Source organism: Azospirillum sp. A29, from assembly GCF_042604625.1.
Taxonomy (GTDB): Bacteria; Pseudomonadota; Alphaproteobacteria; order Azospirillales; family Azospirillaceae; genus Azospirillum; species Azospirillum palustre.
This window is the reverse complement of the sequence record NZ_CP170466.1, coordinates 2,399,144-2,411,801: the sequence shown is the minus strand read 5'-3', so window position 1 is coordinate 2,411,801 and position 12,658 is coordinate 2,399,144. Positions and strand designations below refer to the sequence as shown.

Here is a 12,658-nt window from a genome sequence, read left to right as displayed (position 1 = left end):
TCACGACAGGGCCTCAAGGCAGGCTCGCCACCTCCGGCCGCGCTTCCAGACGACGGACGAGGTCGATCACCACGTGGTCGGCGGTGACCTGATCGGGATCGCTGTTGGTCAGGGCCACAACGCCCCAGCGATGCGCCTTCGAGAAGGCGATATAGGCGTTGAAGCCGCCGGTGGAGCCGGAATGCCAATGGATCGGCGTGCCGTCCGTGGCCCAGGCGACGAACCAGCCGAGCGCCATCGCCCCGTTTCCCAGGCTGCCCGGATCGGCCAGAGAGCGGCCGTCCACCTGCACCGACTGCGCCAGCGCCAGGGTGGCCGCCACCGGCGGCGCACAGCCGTGGCCGTCCGGCCCAACGGCGGCACCGCCCGGGCAATCGCCGAGATTGGCGGAGAGCCAGCGCAGCAGATCGTCGGCCGAGGAATAGAGGCCGAAGGCGGGCAGCATCGCCGGCGCCTCCCAATCCGGTACGATCCGGCCGCGGGCATGGCCCGCCGCCTTGCGCATCCGCTGCTCGGCCGTCGGGTGCAGGGTGGTGTCGCGCAGCCCGAACCGGTCGGTCACCACCCGTTTCAGCAAGATCTCGTAAGGCTGGCCGGCTGCCGCCGCCAGCGCCTCGCCCAGCACCGACATGCCGGCATTGGAATAGCTGAAACGCACGCCCGGCGGCACCGGCAGCCGGTAATCGGACAGCCACAGCGCCAACTCGCCCCGCGACAGCGGCTTGTAGGGATTGCGCGGATCCTCCAGCCGGCTCCAGGAGAAGCGGGAGGTTTCCGGCACGTTCGGCAGGCCGGCGGTGTGGGTGGCGAGATCGCGCAGCCGGATCGGACGGCCATCATAGTCCGGCACATGGGCGACCTGCACCGCGCCGACCCGGCGCAGATGGCGCTGAAGCGGGTCGGCGGGGTCGACGCGGCCCTCCCGCATCAGGTCCGCCATGATGGTGCCGGTGAAGGGCTTGGTCAGGGACGCGATTTGGAACAGGGTGCGCCCGTCGGCCGGCCCGCCATCTGGCCGCCCGGCATCGCCACGCCCGACCACCAGCGTCCGGCCATCGCGGATGACGCCGACCACCAAGCTGCCGGTTCCGGCCACCGGCTGCCGTTCCTCCACCGCACGGGTGACCGCATCGACCAACGGGTCGGGAGCCCGGTCCAGGCCGATGGCCCCGGTCGGACCGAGCGGAACGCTCCACAGCAGCAGGCACAAAGCGCCACAAAGCAGTCCGTGCCGCAGCCCGTGTAGCAGTCCGCGCCGCATGCACACCTCCGCCCGCTCCCAATCGCGAGCCTGGAGAGTGGGCAGACGTACGGCAGACGGACAGGGCCGCGAAGGGCGATGCGGCGAAAGACGGGGCGGGAGCCGCCGGGGTACTCCCCCACTGCCCCACCGCCGCCCATCAGGTCAGGCTTGGCAGGCCGGCATCAGTTATTCGGCAGCAGCTATTCGGTGGGGATCTCGGCCCTTGGCGGACGGCGGTCCTTGACCACCGACAGCGGCACGTCGTCGGCGGCGATCTCAAGGATCGGATGGCCGTCCAGCAGCGACGGGCACCGCTTCACCTGGGTGAAGGCCAGGAAGAAGTCGGCCTTGCGCCAGTCCGGTTCGATCCCGTTCACCAGACGCAGCCAGGGCGGCAGTTCGAACCGCACCGCCAGCGTGTTGCCGCAGACGGTCAGCGTGTATTGCCGCGGCGGGGCATGGCCATCGTTCTCGCGTTCGACATACTCGATCAGTTCCTGCAACGCCTCGTGCAGGGAGTTGCCCCAGTAATCCAGTTCGAACCGGCCGTCGGCGCCGCGTACGCCCCCGACGAACTGGTTGTAATAGACGTACTGGTTCGGATGCATGGCGCCCAGCTGCCATGCGTACACCACGGCGACCACGGTCATCGCGGCGGCGAACCCCTGCCCCAGTGCCCGGCCGCCGCGCTGCGACAGAGTCCACAACCGGTCAGCGGCGATGGCGGCCATCACCACGAAAGGCGGCGCCAAAAACAGGAAATGGCGGATGCCATTGTAGACGGACGGCCGCATCAGCACGAACAGCAGGATCGGCAGGAAGCCCGCCAGCACCAGCGGGGTATAGCGGACCACGGTGAAGGCACCGGCGCGCCGCCAGCCACCGCGCGCCAGCCAGACCGCCGCCATGATCACCGCGGCCCCGACACCGATCACCACCGCCTCCGGCAGCTTCACCGCCAGATAGACCGGAAGGTACAGGGCGGGCGGGTCGTTCGAATGGACCAGTTCGCCCATGAACAGCGTCTGGATGTCGATCGGGAAGTGGGAGACGACGCGCAGCGCCTCCAGCGGGTTGCGGAACGGCCGCTGGACCACCCAGGGCCAGAACACCGCCATGATGGCGTAAGCGACCGGGATCGCCGGCCACAGGGACAGGAAGGCGCGCCGCGCATCGGCCAGCGCCCAGCGATGCCCCTCCTGCCGGGTGACCAGCGCGAAATGCAGCGCCATGGCGACCGCCAGATAGAAGCCGGCCAGCACCGCGCCGACGCGGATCGCCAGCGTCATGCCCAGCACCAGCCCGAACTTCAGCACGGCGCTCCGGCTGGGACGCGGCATCTGCTTCAGGATGCGGGTGGCGAAATAGAGCGTCCACACCATGCCGGCCGCAAAGGGCACGTCCTTGGTGTTGTTGAACATGGCGCCGTAATAGACGCCGCTCAGCGACAGCAGGGCCGCCGCGATGAAGCCGGCGCGCGGACCGGCCAGCAGCCGGGTGTAACGCCAAGTTCCGGCGATGCCCAGCACGCCGACCAGCGCGCAGAGCAGGTGCCGCGTCTCGTACTCCTCGAAGGGGGAGAAGGGCACGATCACGGCGGTGACGAGGTCGAACAGCCCGCCGTAATAGGCCAGATCCTTGAAATGGAAGGCCGACCGGTCCTGGAAGCCGCTCAGGTAATAGGACAGCAGCTTCTTGCCGTAGATGTGCTGCACCTCCTCGTCGGTGCTGATGCCATAGCTGAGGAAGGTCAGCGCCGCCAGGATCAGCACGCCCAGAAGAAGCGCGCGCGACAGCCCGTCCCACAGGGCCGCCTCGCCACGCGGCAACGCGCGGCCGGCCGCCGTGGCGGTGGAGGGTGCGGCGGTGGCGGGACGCGGGCGACGGGCGCCACTACCGGCATCCTCCCCGTCGCCGGTGTGCAGACGGGACTCGATGCTCATCGGCGCGGCTCCTGCCCCGCTGTTCCGTCGCCGAAGCTTTCGCCGACAGGGTCCAGATCATGCTCGTGCCGGCCGTCCGCCGGACCGAAGCCGTGGGCGGAGCGGACGATGAACAGCGGACGCCCCTTCACCTCGGCGAAGACACGACCCAGATAGTCGCCGATGATGCCCAGGGTGATCAGCTGGAGGCCGCCCAGAAACAGCACGGCGACCAGCAGCGATTCATAGCCCGGCACGTCGATGCCGTGGATCAGCGTGCGGATCAGACGGATCAGGATATAGACGAAGGCGACGCCGGACACCGCCATGCCGACCAGACTCCACACCCGCAACGGGAAGGTGGAGAAGGCGGTCAGCCCGTCGAAGGACAGGCGCAGCAGCTTGACGAAGCCCCATTTGGTGTCGCCGCCGGCGCGCTCGCCCTGCTCGTAGGGGATCGCGGCCTGACGGAAGCCGACCCAGGCGAAGATGCCCTTCATGAAGCGCGTGCGCTCCGGCATCCGGTTGATGACCTCGACGACGCGACGGTCCATCAGGCGGAAATCGCCGACCTCGCGCGGCAGCTTGATCTCCGACAGATGGTCGAAGACCCAGTAGAACAGACGGGCAAACAGCCGGTGCTTCAGGCTCTGCCCGACACGGGCATGGCGCACCGCGACCACCACGTCGAAGCCCTCGCGCCACTTGGCGATGAAGGCCGGCAGCAGTTCCGGCGGATGCTGCAGGTCGGCGTCCATCGGCACGATGGCGTCGCCGGTGGTGTGGCTGAGCCCGGCGGAGAGCGCCAGTTCCTTGCCGAAATTGCGGGACAGGTCGACGACCTTCACCCGAGGCTCGCGGTCATGGACGTCCAGCAGCCGGTCGACGGTGTCGTCGCGGCTGCCGTCGTTGACGCACACCACCTCCCAATCCATGCCGAGCCCGTCCAGCACCGGCACCAGCCGGGCGAACAGGGCGTCGATGTTGGGACCCTCGTTGTAGAAGGGAATGACGACCGACAGGCAGCCGCGCCGTGGACGGCCGTATCGGTCCGCCGGGGGGCGGCCGGCCGCAGGACGGGCTGGAGCGGTGCGGGCATCCGGGGAAGCCGCGGAAAGGGGCGCGTCGGGAATGGACATGGCCAGCCGTCGGATCAAAGCGTCAGGGACCGGGAGATGGGGGGATCGGCGACGACCCCGGACGGCCGCTGCGCCCTTTGGCATATATCACGATACGGGGGGATGTTCAAAATGCCTCTCCTGTGACCGCCGCGGCACAAAAAATGGACTGTTCGCCCGTGAAAGCGTCCGGACACCCGCCACCCGCAGTCCAACGAAACAGGCAAACATCCGGCGTTGCGGTTTATTCCAACGATGCGGAGCGACTGCTTTCCCCTAGCTCATTCATGGGTCTCTTCGGTTATCGGCGCGCAAGGCCGGTCCATACCGGGGCATGTGGCATGCTTCCTGAAACCAGCCTTTTGGAACAGGTCGCTATCACTGACCTTTTCAGGTTCCGCGCAGCACCCCCGTGCCGATGGAGGCCCCGGCCATGAGCCTTTTCAATCGCTTTTCCGTAGGAACGAAGATCACGGCGGCCAGCGCCGGCATTCTGGTGTTCCTGGTGCTGATCGGCGGCATCGGCGTGGCGGCCCTGTCGGAGGCTGGCGGCGCGGTGGACACCTATCGGCAGCTCGGCCAGCAGACCAACGAACTGGGGCGCATCCAGGCCCTGATGCTGGAGATGCGCCAGCAGGCCACCCGCTTCCTGCTGACCGGCGATCCGGAGGTCGGCGCGACCGTCCAGCGCACGGCGGAGGAGGCGGGGCAGACCATCGACAAGACCCGCGCTTTGGTCACCGACCCTGCCCTGTTGCAGACCGCCAACCATATGGCTCAGGAGATCGCCCAATACCAGGAGGCCTTCGCCGCTGCGATGGATTTCCAGGCCCAGCGCAGCAAGGCCATCTCCGAACTGGACGAGATCGGCCCGCGGCTGGAAAGCGCGCTGGACAACATCATGGACAGCGCCAGCACCGGGGGTGACACCGACGCTGCCTATTTGGCAGGCATGGCGTTGCGCCACATGCTGTCGGCCCGCATTTCGGCGACCCGCTACAACATTGACGGCTCTCCGGCGCTGGCCAGCCAGACCCGGTCCCAGTTCACCGATGCCGCCAGCCGTGGCGGTGCGATGATGGCGAAGCTGACCGACATGGACCGCCGCAAGATGGCGATGTCCTACACCGCCATGCTGCGCGTCTACATCACCGGCTTCAACGGCGTGGTCAAGGCGACCACCGAGCGTGACCGATTGGTCAAGGAGGTGCTGATCCCCGTCGGCGATTCCATCGCAAAGGAGGCGGAGCAGCTGACGGTGGCGAGCGTTGACGCCCAGAAGAGCCTGGGCATGGCAACCGGCGCCTTCATCGACAAGGCGCGCGGCGGGATGACGATCGCCTCCCTGATCGCGGTGGTTCTGGGGCTGGCGACGGCGCTGCTGATCGGCCGCGGGTTGTCGAGGCCGGTGGTGGCGATGACCGACCGCATGACCCGCTTGGCCGGCGGCGACCGCAGCGTCGACATTCCCGGCCTGCAGCGCGCCGACGAGATCGGCGGCATGGCCAAGGCCCTGCAGGTGTTCAAGGACAGCCTGATCGAGAGCGACCGGCTGGCCGAAGCCCAGCGCGCCGACCACGAGGCCCAGCGCAGCCGCGGCGAGCGCATCGACCGGCTGACCCAGGAGTTCGACCGGCTGGTGTTGCAGGCGCTGGGCCGGGTGTCGGCAGCGGCGACGCAGTTGCAGGCGACCGCCCAGACCATGTCGGCAACCGCGGAGCAGACCACCCGGCAGGCCGATGCGGTCGCCAACGCCTCGCTCGATGCGACCGGCAATGTGGAAACGGTGGCCGCCGCGACGGAGGAACTGACCGCCTCCATCGCCGAGATCGGCCGGCAGGTGGCGGAAAGCACCCGGATCGCCGGACAGGCGGTCGCCACCGCCGAGAAGACCGACGGCACCGTCCGCGGGCTGGTCGACGCCGCCCAGCGCATCGGCGAGGTGGTGCAACTGATCACCGACATCGCCAGCCAGACCAATCTGCTGGCGCTGAACGCGACCATCGAGGCGGCACGCGCCGGCGAGGCGGGCAAGGGTTTCGCCGTGGTGGCGTCGGAGGTGAAGAGCCTCGCCAGCCAGACCGCCAAGGCGACCGAGGAAATCGGCAGCCAGATCGCCGGCATCCAGGAAATCAGCCGGCAGGCGGCGGGCGCCATCGCTGAGATCGGCCGGGTGATCGCCGAGATCAACCACATCTCCACCACCATCGCCGCCGCGGTGGAAGAACAGGGTGCCGCCACCAAGGAGATCAGCCGCAACGTCCAGCAGGCGGCGCGCGGCACGCAGCAGGTGTCCGGCAACATCGCCGGCGTGTCGGAGGCCGCAGCCTCCACCGGCGATGCCTCGCGCGAGGTGCTGACCGCCGCCGACGGGCTGAACCACGAGGCGACCGACCTGCGCGGCTTCGTGTCGCGCTTCCTGTCCGATATGCGCGCAGCGTAAGAAACCGCATCGATCCCAAGCGGCACCATGACAGTTATGGCGCCGGCAGGACCCGAAAAGACCGGGACTTGCCGGCGCCATTGTCTTGCCGGGCAGCCCTGCTGCTCTGCACGGTTACATTCCCCTTGCGCCAGGACGCACCCTTGGGCACATAGGCCCCATGATCCTGACTCCCATCGCCATCGACGACATGCCGAAGGCCATCGCCGCCTTCGACGCCCATCTGGACGGCCATGCCCAAGCGCGCGCCGCCTTCCGCCGGATCGCCTCGACCTGGCCCGTGCGGCCGGACGACGAGCCGGGCGGTGGCGTCGACACGCCGGCACACCGGGCGGACGCGGTGCGGCTGGCCCATGCCCATGGCATCGACACGCTGGACGAGCCGCCCAGCCGCTCCTTCATGTGGGACGGCAAGGTGATCCGCACCGATGTCGAGGCAACGGTGATCGTGCATGAGGTGGCGCACTGGCTGTGCGCGGCGCCGGAGCGGCGGACACTGATCGATTACGGCCTGGGTCCGGGCCCGGAAACCACCGCCCGCAAGGAGGCGCGCGCCGACAAGCGCCTGTGCTTCGAGGACTGCATGCATGAGGAGCAGCAGACGTCGCTGCTCGGCGTGCTGTGGGAGGTCGAACTGGGTCAGCCGGGGATTCTGGCCTTCCTGGAACAGAACTGGATGGAGCATTGGGAGCGGTCGAGCACCGCCGCCTTCTTCATCCGCCATGCCGAGGAACTGTTCGCCCGCGGCCTGATCGACGCCGACGGCCGGCCGACGACGGCATGTGACTGGGCGGATGCGCGCAAGAAAGTGCTGGAAAGCGTCTGACACCTAAAGAAGCCGGACGCCGGATCGAACAACGCCCTCTCCTGCACAATGCGGGAGAGGGCGTTGTTAGTTTTACCTCACCGTTACACCCCCACCATCACGCCGCGGTGATGCGGGTGATGAAGGCTTCGATCTCGTGGTCGAGGCGGTTGAAGCTGCGCGACAGTTCCTCGGTCGTGTTCTGCACCGACCCGGCGGAATGGCCGGTGGTTTCGGCGGCCTGCTGGACCAGACGCATTTCCTGCATGACCGCCATGGTGTCGACGGCGGCGCGCTGGGACCGGGCGCTGATGTCGCGGGTGGCAGCGTCCTGCTCCTCCACCGCCGCGGCGACTGTGCCGAGGGACTCGTCGACCTGCCGGATGGTGCCGACGATGGCGCGGATGGCGCCGACCGCCGCATGGGTCGCGGCCTGGACCGCGGCGATTTCGGCGCCGATCTCCTCGGTCGCTTTGGCGGTCTGGTTGGCGAGGCTCTTCACCTCCTGGGCCACCACGGCGAAGCCCTTGCCCGCCTCGCCGGCGCGCGCCGCCTCGATGGTCGCGTTCAGCGCCAGCAGGTTGGTCTGGCCGGCGATGGACTGGATGAGGCCGACGACCTCTTCGATCTTGCGGCTGGCTTCGCTCAGCCCCTGGACGATGCTGTCGGTGCGGCCGGCCTCATCCACCGCACCGCGGGCGAGTTGCGCCGACTGGCTGATGGAGCGGGTGATCTCGTCGATGGAGGCGCGGAGCTGTTCGGCACCGGCCGCGACGCTTTCGACCTCGCTGGTCGCCTCCTGCACCGAATGGGCGACGCTGTCGCTGTGGTGGCTGGTCTGCTTGGCGTTGTCGAGCATCGAGTTGGCTTCGTTGCGCATCGACGTCGCCGACCGCACCACCTCGCCCATCATCGCCTTGACCGACGCCTCCAGGTCGTTGGCGAGCGCCGTCATCGCCTGCCGCCGCTCCTGCTCGTTGCGCAGGCGCATCGCTTCCTGCTCCCGCGAGAGTTCCTGCACGCGGACGGCGTTTTCCTTGAAGACCTGAACCGTGCGGGCCATCTGGCCGATCTCGTCGCCACGCTCCGCAGCGGGGATGTCAGCCTCCAGGTTGCCGCGGGCCAGCCGCTCCATCACGTCGGTCAGGCGCACGATCGGGCGGGCGATGTTCATGCCGATGAACAGCGCGACGCCGACCGTCACCAGCAGGGCCGCCGCGGCCACCGCCATGAAGGCCTGGGTGGTGTTGTCGACCGATGCGTTGACCTCGGCGTAGGCGTCGGTCGAAACCTTGCGCTTGTAGGTCAGATAGTCGCGGCTGGTTCCCTGCAATCGGGTGTAGGCGGCCTGGACCTCCTGCAGGAAGTCCAGCGGATCGACGCCCATCTTCAACAGGTCGAGGAAGCTGCCCACCTTCGCCAGATAGGTGGCGCTGTCGGCACCGAACCGCTCGAAGAACTTCGCCTCGTCGTCGGTGTCGGCGGTGGCGCCCTTCAGGGCCTCCGACTGGCTCTTCAGCTTGCTGAGCTGGTTGCCGAGGGCCTTCATCTCCTCTTCCACCGCCTTCGGCGAGGCGTTCGCGCTGCTGAGGATCACGGTCCGGTACATTCCGGCGTGGGCCACCGTCAGGGTATCGGTCAGCCCCTGGATTTCCGCTTCCCGGGTGAAGGAACGGTTGAACAGGGCGTCGAGTAGCGTCGACTGCTGGGTGATCGCCGACCAGCCGAGCAGCGCGATCACCAGCATGCCGATGATCGCCGTCGTCGCCGGAATGGCCATCTTGACGGGGATGTGGAAGTTGTTGAGGAGGGTCATGGGGCACCTGCGTCGGCCGGCTGTCCGTGGCGCGAACGATCCGGTATGGCATTGGGGCGGAGGAACGTGCGGCTGCCGCGCGACGCCGCTCCGGTCGATGAAGCCCTGCGGGGACGGACTCCCGCGCCGGTTCCGGGAATGGCATCGACGCGGCCTGCCCGCCGGCACGGCCATCGCTGCGCCATCTCACCCGGAAAATCTTTTGCAATGATTAACGCGATTATTTTTGTACGAGTCTTTGATCTGACACAATAGACGCCGACTTTCTTCGGCATCGAAGCGTTGGGGGTCTTGAGCATACTATGATATGCGACAGAAGAGACGGATTTATTGTTATCTGGAACGAAACCGGTCAATTCCCGCCACCGAAGCGTCGGCTTATCATATTCCGTGTTCTGGAAGATCAAGACACAGCCTTGCCGATATCAGAATGCCTAGAAATTCATACAATTAGAGGCTAACAGGATTTTTCTCTCCTATCAATGGCGGTAACGGCGGCCATACTGCCGCACGCAGCGTGGAGCACGCTACCGCCCCTCCGGATTGATCGGCGGATCTATCAAGTAAATTCAGCGTATTTGAAATTGCTTCGGCAATACCCACGGGCCATTCCGGCCCGGCGTCAGCCTGGAGACGACACCATGAAGGCGATGGAGATCGACACCGGCGACAGCAGAGTGGAGATCAGCAGAGACATCGACACCACCTCGCGCCCGGCATTGTAGCGCTCCGCGAAAACATAGGCGTTGATGCCGATGGGCAAGGCCGCGGCGGTCACGGCCGGGGCGACCCACAGCGGCGGCAGGTCGAAGACCTGGGTGGCCAGCAGCCAGGTCAGCAGCGGGTGCAGCCCGGTCTTCAACAGCGCCACCACGGTGGCCGGCAGCACCGCGCCCGAGGCCGGGCTGAGCGCCAGCGACGCCCCCAGCGTGAAGCAGGCGCAGGGAAGAACCGTCTGCGCCATCATGGTGAAGCTCTTCATCACCATGGGCGGGATCGCCAGATGGATCAAATTGGCGGCCAGCCCCAGAATGACCGATACCACCAGCGGGCTGGTCAACGTCGCCTTGGCGGCGTCCAGCGTCGCCTTCACCGGCCGCCCGGCCCGGCCGTTGCGCGCCGATCGCTGGGTTTCCGCCAGCATGGTGGCCGAGGTGAACAGCAGGGGCGATTGGAAGACGATCAGCAGCATCACCGGCACCGCCACGGTCGGCCCATAGGCCTCCATGATGATCGGCGATCCCAGCAGCGCGATGTTGGAAAAGGAGCTGGCAAGGCCGATGGGAGCGATCTGCTCCCGCCGGCCCACCATCCGCATCCACAGCCCGCCGACCAGGAAGACCGCGACCGCCGCGATGTAGAAGGAACCCAGCACCGCCCATTCCAGCGGGTCCGGGATGTCCGCCCGCGCCATGTTGGAGAACAGCAGCGCCGGCAGCGCATAGATGCCGAGGAAACGGGAAAGCCCCTGGACCATCGCAGTGCTGAAGCCACGGTAGCGCGCCGCCCAGAAGCCAAGGGCGATCAGGCCGAACATCGGCAGGACGATCTGGAAAATCAGCGACATGGACGCGGCACCATGGGGGCGGGGTCGGCAACGGCCGACAGTGCGGCCGACGATGCGGGGGCTTTCCTTTACACGGTTCCGCTCAGTCGGCGGGAACGATCTCCAGCGGCGGGACGCCCAGCACGTCCACCAGGGTGGCGCCGGCCTCGATCTGCTCGGTCCACTTGCGCTCCCGCTCCAGCAGGGCGAGGCTCTGGGTCAGGGCGGCGTCGGCGAAGGCCAGCGGCACCACGACCACGCCGTCCTCGTCGCCCAGGATCAGGTCGCCGGGATTGACCGGGACGCCGCCGATGGCCGCGATGACGTCCATCTTGCCGCCGAAATTCTTGTGCGGGCCACGGGCCACGGCACCCTTGGCGAAGACCGGTAGGCCCAGCCCGCGGATTTCGTGCAGGTCGCGGACCGAACCGTCGACAACCAGACCGCCCAGCGCACGCCGCTTGCAGCAGCGCACCACCCATTCGCCGGCCAGCGCCACGTCGTCCAGGCCGCCGCCGGCCACCACCACCACGTCACCCGGTTCCGCCAGGCTGACGGCGTGGTGAACCATGCTGTTGTCACCGGGCATGGTGACGACGGTGCGGGCCTGACCGCAGATGCGCATACCGGGGACCATCGGCTTGATCCGCGAATCCATGCTCTGACACCGGTTCATCGCGTCGGAGGCGACGCTGCTGGGAACCGACGACCATTTGGCGAGAGCGTCGGTGGACAGCGGGGGATAGTCGACAAGATAGCGCTGCATAGCCATGGCGGTTTCCTTTCCTGGTATCTGGGTCTTGGTATCCGGGCTTCGTATCCGGGTCGGGAGGTCGGGGTCGAAATCCGGAGAGGCGGAGGTCGGCAGAGGCCCCTGGTAAGGGACCGTCTCTCGATTCCGGCGGGGTTTGGACGGAGGTGGGGCGGGGGCGGAGCCGAACCGTGCTTTCAGCCATCCCGAATTCCCGCGCCGAATTCCTGACGGAACAACGGCGGTGAAGCGCTGCCGGCCGAGCGAAGGCAAATGGCCGGAACATCCTTTCACGGGAATGTTTCCGAATTTTTACCGGACTTTCCGCAGAGTGTCTTCGTTCGCCACAACCCCCGGAACCTTATGCGATTTTTATTTAGATTTTGAAGTGTACCTCCCCATGCGGTCATACGCAAGGAGGTTGACAATCTGTAAATACGTCATAGGAAATTCCGCATCCCCTTTCGGGCTATCTCAACATGACACACAGCCATAACAAGAAATTTTGGGAAAATTACAACGGACGCCGACAGCAGGCACAACTGCGGCCGTGCTGAACGGTCTTTTGCCGGAGCGATGTGAACATCATGCCGTTTCAGCCTCACCATCCGCCTACAATTGTATGACGATCAGGCTTTGACTTGCCGCAATTGAAAGCTGAAAGAATGAGATGGAGTGTCGATCCCGCGGATCAGCGATCCGATGGGCGATCATCCCGCAAGGTGTCATTCCCCTACGGAGGGCTTGCGGACCGCAAGCCGGCAAGTCCGGATGGACTGGAAACAGGAGGGAAAAATGCGAAAGGCCGGCACCCGAAGGTCCGGCCTTTTGAAATCGTATGCTCCAGCGTAAAGTCTGGAGGAAACTGGAGCGGGCGAAGGGATTCGAACCCTCGACCCCAACCTTGGCAAGGTTGTGCTCTACCCCTGAGCTACGCCCGCGCTCCATTCCATCGTCCGGCGTTTCATCGGTTCAGACCGTTGTCGCTGCCGTCCGGCGGTGTGCGGCGGACTA

At 66.7% G+C, this 12,658-nt stretch carries 8 protein-coding genes and 1 tRNA gene; 2 read left to right on the top strand and 7 right to left on the bottom strand.

Annotated elements, in window-relative coordinates; translation table 11 throughout:
- Positions 1-13: 13 nt before the first annotated feature.
- The 3 genes from ABNQ38_RS26430 to ABNQ38_RS26420 form a co-directional block, all read right to left on the bottom strand.
- Positions 14-1,261: a serine hydrolase domain-containing protein gene (locus ABNQ38_RS26430; protein WP_377808814.1), complete on the bottom strand. Its 1,248-nt coding sequence runs from the start codon at positions 1,259-1,261 to the stop codon at positions 14-16.
- A 182-nt stretch (positions 1,262-1,443) separates the two neighbouring features.
- On the bottom strand, positions 1,444-3,186 hold the full coding sequence (locus tag ABNQ38_RS26425) for an ArnT family glycosyltransferase (RefSeq protein ID WP_377808812.1): 1,743 nt from the start codon (positions 3,184-3,186) through the stop codon (positions 1,444-1,446).
- Positions 3,183-4,304 carry a glycosyltransferase family 2 protein gene (locus tag ABNQ38_RS26420; protein WP_377808811.1) on the bottom strand — a complete coding sequence of 374 codons (1,122 nt, stop codon included), beginning with the start codon at positions 4,302-4,304 and terminating at the stop codon, positions 3,183-3,185. Before ABNQ38_RS26420 ends, ABNQ38_RS26425 begins: the two co-directional genes overlap by 4 nt.
- Positions 4,305-4,716: 412 nt before the next feature.
- On the opposite strand from ABNQ38_RS26420, the gene ABNQ38_RS26415 reads away from it, so the two are divergent.
- Both ABNQ38_RS26415 and ABNQ38_RS26410 read left to right on the top strand, forming a co-directional pair.
- Positions 4,717-6,726, top strand: coding sequence for a methyl-accepting chemotaxis protein (locus ABNQ38_RS26415; RefSeq protein WP_377808809.1), 2,010 nt, complete (start codon positions 4,717-4,719; stop codon positions 6,724-6,726).
- 160 nt (positions 6,727-6,886) lie between these two features.
- The gene (locus tag ABNQ38_RS26410; protein ID WP_377808808.1) at positions 6,887-7,552 is read left to right on the top strand and encodes a hypothetical protein; all 666 of its coding nucleotides are present in this window, start codon (positions 6,887-6,889) and stop codon (positions 7,550-7,552) included.
- Between the two features lie 97 nt (positions 7,553-7,649).
- Here ABNQ38_RS26410 and ABNQ38_RS26405 read toward each other — a convergent pair whose 3' ends face one another.
- The 4 genes from ABNQ38_RS26405 to ABNQ38_RS26390 all read right to left on the bottom strand — a co-directional run bounded on the left by ABNQ38_RS26405 (position 7,650) and on the right by ABNQ38_RS26390 (position 12,585).
- The gene (locus ABNQ38_RS26405; RefSeq protein WP_377808806.1) at positions 7,650-9,347 is read right to left on the bottom strand and encodes a methyl-accepting chemotaxis protein; all 1,698 of its coding nucleotides are present in this window, start codon (positions 9,345-9,347) and stop codon (positions 7,650-7,652) included.
- A gap of 622 nt (positions 9,348-9,969) precedes the next feature.
- The gene (locus ABNQ38_RS26400; RefSeq protein ID WP_377808805.1) at positions 9,970-10,914 is read right to left on the bottom strand and encodes an AEC family transporter; all 945 of its coding nucleotides are present in this window, start codon (positions 10,912-10,914) and stop codon (positions 9,970-9,972) included.
- Between the two features lie 82 nt (positions 10,915-10,996).
- Positions 10,997-11,665: an RraA family protein gene (locus ABNQ38_RS26395; protein WP_377808804.1), complete on the bottom strand. Its 669-nt coding sequence runs from the start codon at positions 11,663-11,665 to the stop codon at positions 10,997-10,999.
- 845 nt (positions 11,666-12,510) lie between these two features.
- A tRNA-Gly gene (locus ABNQ38_RS26390) sits at positions 12,511-12,585 on the bottom strand.
- Between the last annotated feature and the right edge of the window lie 73 nt (positions 12,586-12,658).